Source organism: Micromonospora sp. NPDC093243 (assembly GCF_044753725.1).
Classification (GTDB): domain Bacteria; phylum Actinomycetota; class Actinomycetes; order Mycobacteriales; family Micromonosporaceae; genus Micromonospora.
This window is the reverse complement of the sequence record NZ_JBIVNT010000004.1, coordinates 229,150-245,152: the sequence shown is the minus strand read 5'-3', so window position 1 is coordinate 245,152 and position 16,003 is coordinate 229,150. Positions and strand designations below refer to the sequence as shown.

The 16,003-nt window shown below is 73.2% G+C and carries 16 protein-coding genes and 1 tRNA gene; 7 read left to right on the top strand and 10 right to left on the bottom strand.

The window, feature by feature from the left end; translation table 11 throughout:
* The first annotated feature begins 13 nt into the window (after window positions 1–13).
* Window positions 14–772 carry a 3-oxoacyl-ACP reductase FabG gene (gene fabG, locus ACIP9D_RS14880; protein WP_350871746.1) on the top strand — a complete coding sequence of 253 codons (759 nt, stop codon included), beginning with the start codon at window positions 14–16 and terminating at the stop codon, window positions 770–772.
* 61 nt (window positions 773–833) lie between these two features.
* Here fabG and ACIP9D_RS14875 read toward each other — a convergent pair whose 3' ends face one another.
* Together ACIP9D_RS14875 and ACIP9D_RS14870 are read right to left on the bottom strand one after the other, a co-directional pair.
* Window positions 834–1,250 carry a hypothetical protein gene (locus tag ACIP9D_RS14875; RefSeq protein WP_350871747.1) on the bottom strand — a complete coding sequence of 139 codons (417 nt, stop codon included), beginning with the start codon at window positions 1,248–1,250 and terminating at the stop codon, window positions 834–836.
* Entirely contained in the window at window positions 1,243–1,635 is a 393-nt protein-coding gene (locus ACIP9D_RS14870) for a hypothetical protein (RefSeq protein ID WP_350871749.1), read from the bottom strand. Before ACIP9D_RS14870 ends, ACIP9D_RS14875 begins: the two co-directional genes overlap by 8 nt.
* Before the next feature lie 205 nt (window positions 1,636–1,840).
* Between ACIP9D_RS14870 and ACIP9D_RS14865 the strand changes: the two genes are divergently transcribed.
* The gene (locus tag ACIP9D_RS14865; RefSeq protein ID WP_350871751.1) at window positions 1,841–2,752 is read left to right on the top strand and encodes a Gfo/Idh/MocA family oxidoreductase; all 912 of its coding nucleotides are present in this window, start codon (window positions 1,841–1,843) and stop codon (window positions 2,750–2,752) included.
* 423 nt (window positions 2,753–3,175) lie between these two features.
* Window positions 3,176–3,973: an ErmE/ErmH/ErmO/ErmR family 23S rRNA (adenine(2058)-N(6))-methyltransferase gene (erm, locus tag ACIP9D_RS14860; RefSeq protein ID WP_350871753.1), complete on the top strand. Its 798-nt coding sequence runs from the start codon at window positions 3,176–3,178 to the stop codon at window positions 3,971–3,973.
* A 43-nt stretch (window positions 3,974–4,016) separates the two neighbouring features.
* Here the strand turns inward: erm and ACIP9D_RS14855 are convergent, their stop codons facing one another.
* Window positions 4,017–4,208 (bottom strand): DUF2795 domain-containing protein, encoded by a 192-nt coding sequence (locus ACIP9D_RS14855; RefSeq protein ID WP_350871755.1) that lies wholly within the window; start codon window positions 4,206–4,208, stop codon window positions 4,017–4,019.
* A gap of 110 nt (window positions 4,209–4,318) precedes the next feature.
* Here ACIP9D_RS14855 and ACIP9D_RS14850 point away from each other — a divergent pair, with 110 nt between their 5' ends.
* On the top strand, window positions 4,319–5,575 hold the full coding sequence (locus ACIP9D_RS14850; RefSeq protein WP_350871757.1) for an erythromycin esterase family protein: 1,257 nt from the start codon (window positions 4,319–4,321) through the stop codon (window positions 5,573–5,575).
* 96 nt (window positions 5,576–5,671) lie between these two features.
* Here the strand turns inward: ACIP9D_RS14850 and ACIP9D_RS14845 are convergent, their stop codons facing one another.
* From ACIP9D_RS14845 to ACIP9D_RS14835, 3 genes are all read right to left on the bottom strand, one after another.
* The gene (locus ACIP9D_RS14845) at window positions 5,672–7,876 is read right to left on the bottom strand and encodes an MMPL family transporter (RefSeq protein ID WP_350871758.1); all 2,205 of its coding nucleotides are present in this window, start codon (window positions 7,874–7,876) and stop codon (window positions 5,672–5,674) included.
* Window positions 7,876–8,457, bottom strand: coding sequence for a helix-turn-helix domain-containing protein (locus ACIP9D_RS14840; protein ID WP_350871759.1), 582 nt, complete (start codon window positions 8,455–8,457; stop codon window positions 7,876–7,878). Before ACIP9D_RS14840 ends, ACIP9D_RS14845 begins: the two co-directional genes overlap by 1 nt.
* 115 nt (window positions 8,458–8,572) lie before the next feature.
* Window positions 8,573–9,010 (bottom strand): winged helix-turn-helix transcriptional regulator, encoded by a 438-nt coding sequence (locus tag ACIP9D_RS14835; protein ID WP_396699381.1) that lies wholly within the window; start codon window positions 9,008–9,010, stop codon window positions 8,573–8,575.
* 79 nt (window positions 9,011–9,089) lie between these two features.
* On the opposite strand from ACIP9D_RS14835, the gene ACIP9D_RS14830 reads away from it, so the two are divergent.
* Window positions 9,090–10,544: an MFS transporter gene (locus ACIP9D_RS14830; protein ID WP_350871763.1), complete on the top strand. Its 1,455-nt coding sequence runs from the start codon at window positions 9,090–9,092 to the stop codon at window positions 10,542–10,544.
* 31 nt (window positions 10,545–10,575) lie between these two features.
* Window positions 10,576–11,535, top strand: a complete 960-nt coding sequence (gene ligD / locus ACIP9D_RS14825; RefSeq protein ID WP_350871765.1) for a non-homologous end-joining DNA ligase — start codon at window positions 10,576–10,578, stop codon at window positions 11,533–11,535.
* An 85-nt stretch (window positions 11,536–11,620) separates the two neighbouring features.
* On the opposite strand, the gene ACIP9D_RS14820 is transcribed toward ligD, so the two are convergent.
* From ACIP9D_RS14820 to ACIP9D_RS14805, 4 genes are all read right to left on the bottom strand, one after another.
* Window positions 11,621–11,692 (bottom strand) — tRNA-Arg (locus tag ACIP9D_RS14820).
* Between the two features lie 168 nt (window positions 11,693–11,860).
* A complete protein-coding gene (locus ACIP9D_RS14815) occupies window positions 11,861–12,553 on the bottom strand; it encodes a winged helix-turn-helix domain-containing protein (protein WP_350872146.1) in 693 nt (230 codons plus the stop codon).
* Window positions 12,554–12,771: 218 nt separating this feature from the next.
* Entirely contained in the window at window positions 12,772–13,434 is a 663-nt protein-coding gene (locus ACIP9D_RS14810; protein WP_350871767.1) for a DUF305 domain-containing protein, read from the bottom strand.
* Window positions 13,435–13,442: 8 nt separating this feature from the next.
* The gene (locus ACIP9D_RS14805; protein ID WP_350871769.1) at window positions 13,443–14,240 is read right to left on the bottom strand and encodes a DUF3105 domain-containing protein; all 798 of its coding nucleotides are present in this window, start codon (window positions 14,238–14,240) and stop codon (window positions 13,443–13,445) included.
* A 98-nt stretch (window positions 14,241–14,338) separates the two neighbouring features.
* Here ACIP9D_RS14805 and argS point away from each other — a divergent pair, with 98 nt between their 5' ends.
* Entirely contained in the window at window positions 14,339–16,003 is a 1,665-nt protein-coding gene (argS, locus tag ACIP9D_RS14800) for an arginine--tRNA ligase (RefSeq protein WP_350871771.1), read from the top strand.

Genomic DNA, 16,003 nt, shown 5'->3' with positions numbered 1-16,003 from the left:
CCGGGAGGTAATCATGTCGGAGGAGCCCCGCGTCGCCATCGTCACCGGAGCCGCGCGCGGAATCGGCGCGGCCACCGCTCGCCGGCTCGCCGCTGACGGCCTGGCGGTCGCCGTGGTCGACATCGAGGAGTCGGCGACGAAGGAGACCGTCGACGCGATCGCCGCCGCCGGCGGTCGGGCGCTCGGCGTCGGCGCCGACGTCGCCCAGCGGGATCAGGTGGAGGCGGCGGTCGAGCGGGTCGCCGCCGAGCTGGGCGCGCCGACCGTGCTGGTCAACAACGCCGGCGTGCTCCGCGACAACCTGCTGTTCAAGATGACCGACGCCGACTGGGACACCGTGCTGGGCGTGCACCTGCGCGGCGCCTTCCTGTTCAGCCAGGCCACCCAGAAGCACATGGTCGAGCGGAAGTGGGGTCGGATCGTCAACCTCTCCAGCACCTCGGCGCTGGGCAACCGCGGCCAGGCCAACTACTCCACCGCCAAGGCCGGCCTGCAGGGGCTGACCAAGACCCTCGCCATCGAGCTGGGCCCGTTCGGGGTCACCGTGAACGCGGTCGCGCCCGGCTTCATCGTCACCGACATGACCGCGGCGACCGCCGCCCGGATGAAGGTCGAGTTCGAGGCGCTCCAGCAGCACGCCGCCGCGGAGATCCCGGTCCGCCGCACCGGCCGCCCGGAGGACGTCGCGCACACCATCTCGTTCCTGGTCAGCGAGGGCGCGTCCTTCGTCTCCGGCCAGGTCATCTACGTCGCCGGCGGCCCCAAGGACTGACCGGCCGCGCCGGCCCGATGGCCGCTCCGCACGGGGCGGCCATCGCGGTCTCCCGGACGCGTCAGGCGGGGGAGCGGCGGGTGCGCCAGAGCCAGTAGAGCCCCAGGATCGGCAGGACCAGCGGGATGTAGCCGTACCCGCTGCCGAACTCCGACCAGACCGTCTCGTCGGGGAAGAGCTCGGCGTCCACCAGGCTGAGCACGCCCACGGCGAGCACGCCGACCAGCTCCACCGAGCAGCAGGCCAGCGCGATCCGCCGGCCGGTGTGCCCGGCGCGGGCCAGCCCCACCGCGGCGACGATGTAGATCACCGCGGCCAGCGCGGAGAGCAGGTAGGCCACCGGCGCCTCGTCGAACTTCGTGGCGAGTTGCAGCCCGGCCCGCGAGGTCGCGGCGATGGCGAAGAGGATGTAGACGGCGATCAGCAGCCGGCCCGGCCCCTTGTTGGTCCCGCGCCGGGTCGCGGAGGTCTCAACCACCGAGCACCTCCCAGGTCTGCTGAAGCCGGACCACCACGACCGGGGTCACCAGGCAGACCGCGCAGACGATCCCCGAGCCCCAGCGGGTCGGCTCCATCCGGGCCAGCACCCAGGCCAGCGGCGGCAGGCAGACCAGCGTCACCAGGTAGCCGAAGAAGGCGCCCGGCTCGCCCGGCCGCTCGCCGCCGCCGAGGGCGACCAGCGCCACCACGGCCAGCGCGAGCAGCGCCAGCTCCAGCAGGGCCAGCCCGATCAACTGCGCGCGGTCCGGCGGCCGGTTGCGCGCCGCGCACACCAGGGCCCACAGCGCGAGTACGAGCGACAGCACGATCGACACGGTGGCGAGGACGCCGTCAACCGGCGAACCCGCCGCGGTGGCGGTCATCGGGGCCACCCGGTCCTTGGCTCGGTCACCGGCACAGCCTACTAACCGTCGTAGTAACCGACCCGCGGCCCCGCCCCGCCACGCGGGCACCGGCGCGGTCGACGGTGACGTCCGGCCCCGCCGCCTGCACCGTCGAGGCCGGGAGGCTAGCGTGGATCACGGGCTGCGGCGTCGCCGCGGTGGACGACAACGGCGGGGGATGGTCGTGCTGCGGTTCGGTTTGTTCGGCACCGGTCACTGGGCGACGGAGACGCACGGGGCGGCGCTCGACGCGCACCCGCGTGCCGAGCTGGTCGGGGTGTGGGGGCGGAATCCCGAGCGGGCCGGCGCCCTGGCCGACCGGTACAACGTGCCGGCCTTCGACGACGCCGACGCGCTGATCGACGCCTGCGACGTGGTCGCTGTCGCCCTGCCCCCCGACATCCAGGCGGACATCGCCGTCCGGGCCGCCACCGCCGGCCGGCACCTGCTGCTGGACAAGCCGCTCGCGTTGAGCGTCGCGGACGCCGACCGGGTGGTGGCCGCCGCGCAGGCCTCCGGGGTCGCGTCGGTGGTCTTCTTCACCCAGCGCTACCAGCCGAACGTCACCGCGTTCCTCGCCGCCACCGCCGCCGCGGGCGGCTGGCAGCACGCCCGGGCGACGATGTTCGCCTCGATCTACCAGCCGGGGAACCCGTACGGCGAGTCGCAGTGGCGACGGGAGCACGGCGCGCTCTGGGACATCGGCCCGCACGCGCTCTCGCTGCTGCTGCCGGTGATGGGCCGGGTCACCCGGGTGGCGGCGATGAACGGCCCAAGCGGCATCGTGCACCTGCTGCTCACCCACGACGGGGGCGCCACCAGCAGCGCCTCGCTGACCCTGGACGCCCCGACCGAGGCGATGGCCCGGGAGATCGTCTATTTCGGCGAGAACGGCATCGAGACCGCGCCCGAGCCGCAGACCAGCCCGGCGACCGCCTTCACGGTGGCGATCGACCAGCTGCTGGAGGAGATCGAGGCGGGTACCCGGGACCACCGCTGCGACGTGCGCTTCGGCCGCGAGGTGGTCGCCGTACTGGCCGCCGCCGAGACCGCCCGCACCGAATCCCGCACCGTCACCATCCCCCTCCCGGCCTGACCCCGGCCCCCTGCGCTCCCGGGGGCCCTTCACCGGTTGATCATGAAGTTATTGCCCTCCGCGTCGGCGTGTCCTGACAACAACTTCATGATCAACGGGGGAATGCCGGCGGGGTTGGCCGGCCGGGGTTGGCTGGGGGGAAATGGGTCGTGGGGTTGGGCTGTGGGGGTTAGCGTGGCGGGCATGTTCACGCATGCCCTGATCGAGGTGGCTGGCACGCCGGCCGCCCGGGGCCCCCTGCTGGTGTCCCGTCCGCGAGTCCGGCGTCCGGCCCTGGCCGGCCGGGACGCGACCCGCGACTGACCGCAGGCGCACTCCCGCGCCATTTCCAGGGCCGTCCGAGTCCCGATCCACTCGGACAGGCCCCGCTTTGGGCTGCCTGTCCGCCCCGTCGCCGAGCGGCGACAGACAGGACGACGACACGTGGCGCCCCGCCGTACCCGAGCAACCGAACGCGACCGGTCCCGTCGCGTACTCTCCCAGAACTTCCTCACCGACCCGGCCGCCATCGACCGGGTCGTCCGGTCGGCCCGGTCGGATCCGGCCGGCCTCCTGCTGGAGGTCGGCGCCGGTCGCGGTCAGCTGACCCGGCCGCTCGCCGTACACTGCGGCCGGCTGGTGGCCTACGAGGTCGACCCGGCCGCCGCCGCCGAACTGGCCGTGGTCTGCGCGGCGCTGCCGCACGTCCGGCACCGACAGGCCGACTTCCTCACCGCCGAACCGCCGGCGGAACCGTTCGCGGTGGTCGGCAACATCCCCTGGTCGCTGACCTCGGCGGTGGTCCGGTGGTGCCTGGCCGCTCCCGGGCTGCGCGCAGCGACCCTGCTCACCCAACTGGAGTACGCCCGCCGCCGCAGCGGCGACTACGGCCGGTGGACGCGGCTGACCGTGTCGACCTGGCCGGAGTTCTCCTGGCAACTGGCCGGGCGGGTGCCCCGCACCGCGTTCCGCCCGGTGCCCCGGGTGGACGCGGGCATCCTGCGCATCGACCGCCGGGACGAACCGCTGCTCTCCCCGGCCGCGCTGCCCGCGTACCGCCGGATGGTGGAGCTGGGCTTCGGCGGGGTCGGCGGGTCGCTCGCGGCCTCGCTGCGGCGGCGGTATCCGCCGGCCCGGGTGGCGGCGGCGCTGCGGGCCACCCGGCTGGACCCGGCCACCCCGGTCGGGCACGTCTGGCCGGAGCAGTGGCTGGTGCTGTTCCGGTTGCTGCACGCCCGTTGAGCACACCGGCGCGGGGGGGTCGCTCGACCCGCCCGCGCCGGCGTCAGGCGAGGGTGCCGAGCGCCTCGTGCAGCTCGGCGGGGGCGTCGAACTGTTCCGCCGGCAACGCCCGCAACATCTGCAACATCTCGGTGCTCGCCCCGTTCTCCTGGGCCCACCGGACCAGGTCCTCGCGGGAGACCGGGTAGTCGAGCCCGGCCAGGTACTCCTGCCACTGCACCCCGGAAACGGTCATGTCCGGCGGCTACCCGCTCAGCCTGGCGGCACACCGGTGGAGCGGGCAGCCGGCGTGTCGCGGCCGACGCGCCGGCTGTTTGCCCGCCGACCGGCCGGGTAGCCGCTGACATGCTGGTTCAGCGGCTCGGCGCGCCGAGCGACTTCGATCCCCTGTTGGAGCGCGTCCGGGACGCCCGGGTGGTGATGATCGGTGAGTCCACCCACGGCAGCTACGACTACTACCGGCTGCGCGAACAGCTCACCCGACGGCTCATCGCCGAGTGCGGGTTCTCGTTCGTCGCGGTGGAGGGGGACTGGCCCGACTGCGACCGGGTGAACCGCTCGGTGACCGGCGCGCCGGGCGGCGCGACCGAGCCGCAGCTGGCGTTGCAGCGCTTCGAGCGCTGGCCGACCTGGATGTGGGCGAACGCCGAGGTGGCCCGGTTCTGCACCTGGCTGCGGGCCTGGAACGTGGAGCGGCCGGAGGGGGAGCGGGCCGGGTTCCACGGGCTGGACGTGTACAGCCTCTGGGAGTCGATGCAGGCGATCTTCGACTACCTGGGCGAGGAGGACCCGAAGTCGCTGGAGGCCGCGCAGGACGCGTACCGCTGCTTCGAGCCGTACGGCAAGCGGGTCGAGGAGTACGGCGCGGCCAGCCGGTTCGTTTCCGCGCGCTGCGAGGAGGAGGTGGTCCGGCTGCTGGCCCGGACCCGGGAGCAGGCCCTGACCGACGGGCCGGACCGCTTCTCGGCCTGGCAGAACGCGGAGGTGGTGGCCGGCGCGGAGCGGTACTACCGGGCGATGGTGGCCGGCGGCCCGGAGTCCTGGAACATCCGGGACATCCACATGCAGGACACCCTGGACCGGCTGCTCGACCGGTACGGCCCGCAGGCGCGCGGCGTGGTGTGGGCGCACAACACCCACGTCGGCGACGCGCGGGCCACCGACATGACCGCGGACGGCATGATCAACATTGGTCAGCTGGCCCGGGAACGGCACGGCGCGGACGCGGTCACCCTGGTCGGCTTCGGCTGTTACCGGGGGAACGTGGTCGCCGCGCCGCGCTGGGGGTCGCCGGCCGAGGTGATGACGGTGCCGCCGGCCCGGCCGGGCTCGATCGAGCGGCGGCTGCACGAGCTGATGCCGGAGCGGGCGGTGCTGGTCTTCGGCGGGGAGGACCAGCCGGGTTGGGTCACCGACACCGCCGACCACCGGGCCGTCGGAGTGGTCTACGACCCGTCCTTCGAGTCCTGGGGCAACTACGTGCCGACCCGCCTGGCCGAGCGGTACGACGCCTTCATCTGGTGTGACGAGACGACCGCCCTGCATCCGCTGCCCGCCACGACCACGCCCGGCGAGATGGAGACCTACCCCGCCGGCGTCTGACCGCCCCCTGTTCCTCGGCGATCATGCAGTTGTGGTGCCCGGCTCGCCCGGTTCTGCCGGGTTCGCGAGGCACCACAACTGCATGATCGACCCCGGTCAGACCGGGGTGGGCGTCTTGTCGGTGAGGTGGGCGCGCAGGCCCTCGCCCTCGATGTCGACGTTGGGCAGGGCCCGGTCGAGCCAGCGGGGGAGCCACCAGGCGCGGGCGCCGAGCAGTGACATCACCGCCGGCACGATGGTCATCCGGACCACGAAGGCGTCGATGGCCACGCCGATGGCGAGCGCGAAGCCCATCGACTTGATCACCGGGTCGTCCAGGAAGACGAAGCCGCCGAAGACCGAGATCATGATCAGCGCGGCCGCGGTGACCACCCGCGCCCCGTGCCCCGTTCCGTTGATGGTCGCCTGCTGGGCCGTGTCGCCGTGTACGAAGTCCTCCCGCATCCGGGAGACCAGGAAGACCTCGTAGTCCATGGCCAGGCCGAACAGGATGCCGATCAGCAGGATCGGCAGGAAGCTGACCAGCGGGCTCGGAGTGTCCAGGCCGACCAGGTCGGCCAGATGCCCCTGCTGGAAGACCGCGACCGTGATGCCGAACGTCGCCGCGACGGTGAGCAGGAAGCCCAGCGCCGCCTTGACCGGGACCACCAGCGAGCGGAACACCAGCATGAGCAGCAGCACCGAGAGCCCGACGACAAGCAGGAGGTAGATCGGGAGCGCGTCGGAGAGCTTCTCCGAGACGTCGATGCCGATGGCGGTGGCACCGGTCAGCAGCACGTCCGCGTTGCGGATCCCGCCGACCGAGCCCCGGATGTCGTGGACCAGCGTCTCCGTGGCGGCGTCGGTGGGGCCGGTCTTCGGCACCACGCCGAGCAGGGCGGTCCGCCCGTCCGGGCTGAGCTGCGGCGGCGCCACCGCGAGGACGTTGTCGGTGCGCTGGATCAGCGCGGTGACCTGCGGTACGGCGGCCGCGGTGGCCTGCGGGTCGTCGCCCGCCACGACGACGGCCAGCCGGCCGGTGAAGCCCGCGCCGAAGCCCTCGGTGACCAGGTCGTTGGAGACCCGGGCCGGCGAGCCCACCGCCGCCGAACCGGCGTCCGGCAGGGCCAGTCGCATGTCCGGCGTGGGCAGCGCGAGCAGCCCGAGGCCGAGCAGCCCGACCAGGATGACCGGCACCCGGAACCGGGTGATCAGCCGGGCCCAGCGGAAGCCGAACGCGGAACGGTCCTCGGCGGGCGTCGGGTCGGCCGGGGTCGGGGCGTCCTCGGCCGTCGGGTCGAGCAGCGTCGAGCGCAGCCGGCGGGGGAGCACCTTGCGGCCGGCGAAGCCGAGCAGCGCCGGCTGGAGGGTCAGCGCGACCAGCACCGCCACGGTGACCGTGCCCGCCGCGGCCAGACCCATCACGGTCAGGAACGGGATGTTGACCACGGCCAGCCCGGCCAGCGCGATGACCACGGTGGCGCCGGCGAAGAGGACGGCGGAGCCGGCGGTGCCGACCGCCCGGCCGACCGCCTCGTCCGGTGGCAGCCCCTCCCGCAGGTTCTGCCGGTGCCGTGAGGTGATGAAGAGCGAGTAGTCGATGCCGACCGCCAGGCCGAGCATCAGCGCGAGGATCGGCGCGGTGCTGGTCAGCTCGACGACGCTGCTGAGCGCGAAGAGCCCGGCCATGCCGACGCCGACCCCGATCAACGCATTCAGCATGGTCATTCCGGCGGCGACCAGGGAGCCGAAGGTGACGATCAGGACGATCGCCGCGACCGCCACACCGAGCGCCTCGGTCGAGCCGACCTCCGGTTCGCCGCCGAGCACCTCACCGCCGGGGGCCACCTGCCAGCCCTGCGCCTCGGCGGCCGCGCCGACCCGCTCGTACGCGGCGCGCTGGGCGTCGTCGACCTCGTCGGCGCCGGTGGCGAACTGGACCTGGACCAACGCGTACCGGCCGTCCGGGGAGACCGCCCCCACGGTCGTCGGGTCGACCGCGCCGACCACGCCGGGCAGCGTCCCGGCCTCCTGGACGATCTCCTTCACCACGGCCTGGCCCTGCGGCGTGGCCAGTTGGCCGTCCGCGGGCGCCTTCAGGGCGATGGTGCCGGTGGCGCCGCTGGCCGCCGGGAACTGGGTGGCCAGCAGGTCGAGGGCGCGCTGGGACTCGGTGCCGGGCATGGTGAAGTTGCTCGCCGTCGGGCCGCGCAGGGTCGCCGCGGCCAGACCGAGACCGACGAGTACGACGAGCCAGACCGCGACGACGAGTCGCCGCCGGCGGAACGAGCCCCGGCCGAGCCGGTAGAGCAGGGTCGCCATCAGGATTCCTTGTCCTTGTCCTGGGTCGAAGATGGGTCTGGGACGGGTTCGAGGGCCCGCCGGGCGAAGGCGAGCAGGGCGGGACGCAGTTCGGCGTCGGGCATCTCGACGAACTCGGCACACGTCTCGGAGATGCCGGCGAGCAGCACCAGGGCCGCGACCTGGGCGCTGGGTCTTCCGGTGTGCCCGGCGAGGGCGTCCCGCAGTCGCTCGGAGATCCGCTGGACGTGCGCGAACGCCGGTCGTTGCAGCAGCTGGGGGAACTCGCCGCGGAGCAGCGCGATCTCCCGCCGGAAGCGGACCGCGAGGTCGACGAAGCCCTCGGCCGCGGCCTGCTGCGCCGCGGCGCCGGTCAGCCCGGTGAGTGAGTCGTCGAGGGCCTGGAGCACCGCGATCGCCGGGGCCATCAGCTCGGTGAGCAGGGCTTCCTTGTTGGCGAAGTGGTAGAGCACGGTGGCCTTCGAGCAGCCGACCTCGTTGGCGATGTCCTGCAGCGAGGTCCCTCGGTAGCCGGTCACCGCGAACCGCCGTGTCGCCGCGGCCAGGATCTCGCCGCGGGTCTCCGGTTCCGCACGTCGCACGCTGGTCACCCCCTGCGAACCAGCATGCCTGACCGATCGGTCAGAGCCTGACCGATCGGTCAGAGGAATTGCGTGGCCTTCCCCACAGGAAGGGGAGGTTTACGCCGCGGGCCGGTCAGAGCGTGCCGTGCGCGCCGTCGTACTCGGCTCGGGCGGCGGCGATCGTGTTGCGGTGCCGCTCCGCCCAACTGGTCAGGGCGACGAGGGACTCGTAGAGCTCCAGCGCGATCGGGGTGGCGGTGTACTCGACCTTGGGCGGGACGGTCGGATAGACCTCGCGGTGCAGCAGGCCGTCGCGCTCCAGGTTGCGCAGGGTCAGGGTGAGCATTCGGCGGCTGATCCCCTCGATGTGCCGCTCCAGCTCGGTGAAGCGCACCGGGCCCTGGGAGGCGGCCACCAGGATGCCGATGCTCCACTTGCCGCCCACCCGGTCGAGCACCTCGCGGACCGTGCAGGCCTTGGCCTGCCCGGGAGTGAAGGGCGTCTCGGCCCCCGCAGCGCAGCCCGTCAACGCGCTGAGCTGCGAGGACACATCGCTGTTCCCCTGGGACATCAAAGTGCCTCCTTCCGCCTCGCCCCATGGTCACAGACGATGGAGTCGGTAACAAACCGTGCACCAAGGAGGCGTTTCCATGTCCGCTGATACCCGGCCGTCCCGCTGGCCGGCGTTGCTCGTGCTCTGCGCCGGCAGCCTGATGATCATCCTGGACGGCACCATCGTGGCCGTGGCGCTACCCGCCGTCCAGCGCGATCTGGGCTTCACCGCGACCGGGCTGGCCTGGGTGGTCAACGCGTACCTGGTCGCCTTCGGCGGGCTGCTGCTGCTCGCCGGCCGCCTCGGCGACCTGCTCGGCCGGCGGCAGGTCTTCCTCGCCGGGGTCGGGCTCTTCACGGCGGCCTCGCTGCTCTGCGCCGTCGCCACCGGACCGGCGTGGCTGGTCGGCGCGCGCTTCCTCCAGGGGGTCGGCGGGGCGCTGACCATGGCGGTCAGCCTCGGCATGATCGTCCGGCTCTATCCGGAGCCGGCCGAGCGGGCCCGCGCCATCGCGGTCTTCAGCTTCACCGGCGCCGCCGGCGCCTCGGTCGGCACGGTGGCCGGTGGCCTGCTCACCGACCTCGCCGGCTGGCGTTCGATCTTCCTGATCAACCTGCCGATCGGGTCGGTGATCGCCATCGCCGCCGTACGCCGGATCGCCGCCGACCGGGGCGCGGGCCTGCGGGCCGGGCTGGACGCGCTCGGCGCGGCGCTTGCCACCGCCGGCCTGATGGCGGCGGTGCTGGCGATCGTCGGCACCGGCGAGCACGGCTGGACCTCCGCGCGCACGATCGGGGCCGCGGCCGTGGCGGCGACCCTGCTCGGCGCGTTCGCGCTGCGCCAACGGGTCACCCCCGTCCCGCTGCTCCCGCCCCGGGTGCTGGGTACGCCCGACCTGGTCGCGGCCAACGTCGTGCAGTTCCTCGCGGTCGCCGCCTTCTTCGGCTTCCAGTTCCTGCTCGCGCTGGAACTCCAGCTGGTGCTCGGGCTCGACGCGGCGGCGACCGGCTGGGCCTTCCTGCCCACCCCGGTGGTGATCGCGGTGGTCTCACTCGGCGTAGCCGGCCGGCTCATCGCCCGGTACGGCGCCCGCCGGGTGCTGTTCGCCGGGCTCGCGCTCGCGATCGTCGGGTTCCTGCTGCTCGCCCGGCTGCCGGCCGACGGCGGATACCTGGCCGACGTGCTCCCGGCGATGCTGGTCTTCGGCGTGGCCGGTGGCCTGACGCTGCCCGCGGTGACCACGCTGGCCATGGCCGGCGCGAGTGACGCCGACGCCGGGCTCGCCTCCGGACTGGCGAACACCACCCAGCAGGTCGGCGGGGCGTTCGGCCTGGCCGCGCTCGCCACCCTGGCTGCCGGCCGCGCCGGTGACCTGCGCACCCGGGGCTGGGCCGAGACGGCGGCGCTGGCCGCCGGCTACCGTACCGCCTTCGCCGTGGCCGCCGGTCTGGTCACCGCCGCGCTGCTGGTCGCCGTGCTGACCCTGCGCCGCTCCGCCAGCGCGCCGCAGGCCGAGCCGGCCGCCGCGAGCCGGTCCGCCGCGTCCGGTTGACCACCGGCCGCCGGGCCGGGAAGGTGGGCTGATGAGCGGGGCGGAGCAAACGCGTGACGGGGTGTCGCTGACCAATCTGGACCAGGCGCTCTTCGACGACGCCGGGGCCACCAAGCGCGATCTGGTCGACTACCTCGACGCGGTCCGCGACCGGATCCTCCCGCAGTTGCGGGACCGGCCGCTGTCGGTGATCCGGGCGCTGCGCGGTCAGGCGCCGTTCATGCAGAAGAACCTGCCGAAGTACACCCCGGAGTGGGTACGCCGGGTGCCGGTCTGGGCCGAGGCGTCGCACCGGGAGGTCTCCTACGCGCTCTGCGACGACCGCCGCACGCTGCTCTGGTTCGCCAACCAGCGGGCCATCGAGTACCACCCCACCCTGGCCCGGGTCGACCACCTGGACCGCCCCACCCACCTGGTGCTCGACCTCGACCCGCCGGAGGGCGACTCGTTCCCCGCCGCGGTGGCCGCCGCGCTGCTGGTGCGGCAGGCGCTTGCCGACTCCGGCCTGGCCGGCGCGGTGAAGACCAGCGGCGCCAAGGGCGTGCACGTGTTCGTGCCGGTCGCCCCGGGCGCCGACGCGGAGGAGATGGCCGCGGCCACCCGGGCGGTCGCCGCCCGCGCCGAGCGGCTGGACCCGGCCCTCGCCACCACCGCCTTCATCCGTGAGGACCGGGGCGGGAAGGTCTTCGTCGACTCCACCCGGGCCGGCGGGGCGACCGTGGTCGCGGCGTACAGCCCGCGGCTGCGGCCCGGGCTGCCGGTCTCCTTCCCGGTCGACTGGGCCGACCTGCGCGACGTACGCCCCGCCGACTTCACCGTGCACAGCGCCCCGAAGCTGGTCGCCGACCGTGATCCCTGGCTGGAGCTGATGCCGGAACCGCAGCGGCTCCCGGCCGACCTGGTCGAGGAGGGACGGGCCATCCCGATCGCCCGGGTGCAGGCGATGCACGAGGGGAAGCGCCGAGCCCGCGCCCGCCGCCAGGCCGACTGACCGGCGCCCGGTGGTAGGGCGGGTCCGAGAAACACGAATGCCGAGCACCTGGGGTCATCGGCCCCGTGCCCGGCATGTGTCTGTGTGCCCCCGGCAGGATTCGAACCTGCGCCCCCGCCTCCGGAGGGCGGTGCTCTATCCCCTGAGCTACGGGGGCTCAGCGACTGGAGAAGACTAGCAAACCTCCCCCCGGAACGCCGAACCGGTATCCCGTGGCGCGGTTCGTCCTGGTCGCCGGGCCGACCGGCTGTGTGACCCGCCGGTCCGGCCGCGGCGGGGCGCCAGCGACGGCCGGCGCCCCTGTTCCTGAACGGCGAGCGTGCGGTCAGGCGGCCACGGCGCGGCCACAGCTGGGCAGCGGGTGCAGCACGATCCGGCGCGGCAGCCGGCGCGGCCACTCGTTGCGGGCCCAGGAGCCGTCCACGATCAGGTGCACCGTGCGCTGCTCCTCACCGCTGAGCCGCAACACGAAGTCGCGGGGGAGCGGCGGGTCGACGTTCGGTGTGGTGATCATGAAGCGGACGCGGCCGCGGGACGAGACCGCGGAGATCACGTCGGCCGTCGGCATGGTGCCCCGCAGCCGTACCCGGCCGAGCCAGTAGACCTCCGCGAGGTGCTCCTGGGCCGCCCGGGTGATCGCCGGGTACTCGCTGCGTACCCAGCGCTCGACCGCGCCGACGCAGAGCCCGCAGGCGCGCTCGCGGGGCTCCCGCGGACCCAACCCCCAGGCCCGCAGGTACGCCCCGACCGCGCCGGCGTCCAGCGGTACGTCGAAACGGCTCTGGATGAGGGCGGTCAGGCTCTGCCGCGTCCACAGCTCCTCGTCCAGGTCGAACTCGTCCGGGTGGACGCCCCGCAGGGTGTCGATCAGTTCGAGTTCCTGTTCGCGGCTGAGCATTCCCGACTCGCTCTGCCGCTGTCCGCGACGGACGGCTGCCACCGCCCCGTCACCGCCGATGGTGTGGCGCCGGCACCAGCTGGTGACCGAACGCCGTGCGTCTCTGAGTGCAACCCCCACGTCCTGCGCAACGAGCCCGAATCGCATCTGGTCACGATATGTGGGTAGAAAACTCTCTAAGCCACTCAATGGGTCTCACCGCCCAAACCACCCAAACTGCTCAGGCCCGGCAGTGGTGGCCGGAAACGACGGAGAGGTCCGCGCTCGCCGGGGAACCGGCAGGACGCGGACCTCTCGGGTCGTCCGTCAGGGGCGGGGCGCCGTGCCCGCCCGGGCGGTCAACCGCCGAGGCGCTTGAGCGCGTTCCGCATGTTGGTCAGGTCGGTCTGCTGGGTGTTCTTCATGGTCTGGGCCGTCCGGACCACGTCCGGCTCGTCGCTGGCGTCGAGCAGGCCGTCGATCATGTGGATGCCGCCCAGATGGTGGTTGACCATCATGTTCAGGAAGAGCAGGTCGAACTCCCGCCCCTGGGCGGCCCGCAGCTTGGTCATCTCCGCCGGGGTGGCCATGCCCGGCATCAGCCCGTCCTTCACCAACGACTCACCGTCGGACATCCAGGCCATTCGTGGCTGCGAGCCCGTCGGGTCAAGCCCCCACAGGCGGAGCCAGGTCTGCATGGTGCCGATCTCGCCCTGCTGACCGCTGGCGATGTCGCCGCCCATGGTGCGCACCTCGGGGTCGGTCGCGCGCTGGAAGGCGATCAGCCCCATCTCCACCGCCTGGGCGTGGTGGGCGGTCATGTCGCGGGCGAAACCGGCCTCGACCGAGTCGTCGCCCGGGCGGGTCAGCCGCGGCGTCAGCAGGCCGCCGGCGTACCCGAGGAGCAGGCCGACCACGACGGCGACCGCCACTGCCACCAGGCCGAACCGACGGCCGGAGCCCCGGCCGCCGTCGGCGGCCGGGGTCTCGGGCGAGCTGTCGAGCGTCGCGGGAGCCGTCATCGAGATCCTTACTGGGTCGGCGGCTGGATGTCGTCGCGCGGGGTGGTGCCGGTGGCCGTGATGCCCTGGTTGCAGAGCGCCGTGGGGCCCTCGATCGAGGCGTTCACCCGCAGCGTCTTGATGAACTCGTCGATCCGCTTGTCGTCAGCGTTGTCGACCTTGAGCTGGAAGCCCCACGCCTGCAGGGAGATCGGCTTGTCCAGCCCCTCGAACGGGCTCATCATCAGCTTCTCGTTGCCGCGCACCTTGCCGGCGAGCTCGCTGACCTGGTCGGCCGGCAGGTCGGGACGGTAGGTGATCCAGACCGCGCCGTGCTCCAGGCTGTGCACCGCGTGCTCGTTGGCGATCGGGGCGTCGTAGACGTCGCCCATGCAGTTCTGCCAGGCGCCGTTGTGGGGGCCGGCGACCGGCGGGAGGATGCCGTACTGGATGGGGCCAGCCTGGTGGTTGCTGCCCTTGACCAGTTCCTTGTCCTTCTCGCGGTAGTTCACGATGCCGCTGATCGAGTCGGCCCGGTCCTCCCACGGCTTGGAGCCCTGGAAGGTGGCCCAGGCGCCGACGCCGATGATCCCGACGGCGAGCACGCCGACGGCCACGAAGAGCGCGATCGGCCCCCACGCCCGGCCCTGGCTGACCTTGACCGGGGCGATCGGCTTGCGGGGGCCCTTGCCGCCGGCCCGTGGGGTGCCCGCGGGCTTGCCGGACCCGGCCTTCGCGCCGGACGCGGGCCGGCCCGCTGCCGGCTTCTTGCCGGTGCTGACCACGGTCGGGCGGCGCTCTGGGCCGCCCGGGGTGCTGATGCTCATCGTGCCTCGTCAGGTCGGTCGGTCAGGGGAGCGGGCGGGCCGGTGCGCAGATGGGTCGCCGCCGCGGGGACCGAGTCTACCCCCGATAACATGGTTCGGTGACTCCCGCAGAACTCGCCGAGGTCGTCCTCGCCGCAGCCCACGCCGTCTTCACCGAACGGGGCCTGGACAGCTCCGCGCTGCCCGGGCAGACCACGGTCGAGCGACCGCGCAACCCTGAGCACGGCGACTACGCCTCGACGCTGGCGTTGCAGCTGAGCAAGAAGGTCGGGCTGCCGCCGCGGGATCTGGCGGGCGCGCTCGCCGAGCAGCTCGGCCGCGCGCCCGGGATCAAGTCGGTGGAGATCGCCGGCCCCGGCTTCCTCAACATCCGGCTGGACGCGGCCGCCGCCGGCCAGCTCGCCCGGGTGATCGTCGAGGCCGGCCCGGCGTACGGGCGCAGCGAGCGGCTCGCCGGGCAGCGGCTCAACCTCGAGTTCGTCTCCGCCAACCCGACCGGTCCGGTGCACATCGGCGGGGTCCGGTGGGCCGCGGTCGGCGACGCGTTGAGCCGGCTGCTGCGGGCCACCGGCGCCGAGGTGGGCACGGAGTACTACTTCAACGACGCCGGCTCGCAGATCGACCGGTTCGCCCGTTCGCTGCTGGCGGCCGCCAAGGGTGAGCCGGCGCCGGAGGACGGCTACGGCGGGGCGTACATCGCGGAGATCGCCGCCGAGGTCCAGGCCCGCCGCCCCGACGTGCTCACGCTCGACGACGCGGCGGCCCAGGAGGTCTTCCGGGTCGAGGGCGTCGCGCTGATGTTCGACGAGATCCGCTCCTCGCTGCGCGACTTCGGGGTGGAGTTCGACACCTACTTCAACGAGAAGGACCTGCACGACCGGGGCGAGCTGGATCTCGCCCTGACCCGACTGCGGGAGCAGGGGCACGTCTTCGAGGCCGAGGGCGCGACGTGGCTGCGCACCACCGAGTTCGGTGACGACAAGGACCGGGTGCTGCGCAAGTCCAACGGCGAGTGGACCTACTTCGCCGCCGACTGCGCCTACTACCTGGACAAGCGGGAGCGGGGCTTCGACCGGGTCGTGATCATGCTGGGGGCCGACCACCACGGCTACATCGGCCGGATGAAGGCGATGGCTGCGTGCTTCGGTGACGATCCGGCGCAGAACCTGGAGATCCTCATCGGCCAGCTGGTCAACCTGCTCCGCGACGGGGCCCCGGTGCGGATGAGCAAGCGGGCCGGCACGGTGGTCACCCTGGAGGACCTGGTCGACGCGATCGGCGTGGACGCCTCCCGCTACGCGCTGGCCCGCTACTCCAGCGACTCGCCGATCGACATCGACGTGGAGCTGTGGACCCGGGCCACCCGCGACAACCCGGTCTACTACGTGCAGTACGTCGCCGCGCGGACGGCCAGCGTGGCCCGCAACGCCGCCGAGGTCGGGCTGACCCGGGGCGAGGCGGACGCCTTCCGCGCCGAGCTGCTCGACCACGAGAAGGAGAACGAGCTGCTCAAGGCGCTGGCCGAGTTCCCGGCCGTGGTGGCGACCGCCGCCGAGCTGCGCGCCCCGCACCGGCTCGCCCACTACCTGGAGGACGTCGCGCAGGCGTACCACCGGTTCTACGACAACTGCCGGATCCTGCCGCGCGGTGACGAGGAGGTCACCGACCTGCACCGGGCCCGGCTCTGGCTGAACGACGCCACGCGCACGGTGGTCGCCAACGGCCTGCACCTGCTCGGCGTCACCGCCCCGGAGAGGATGTAA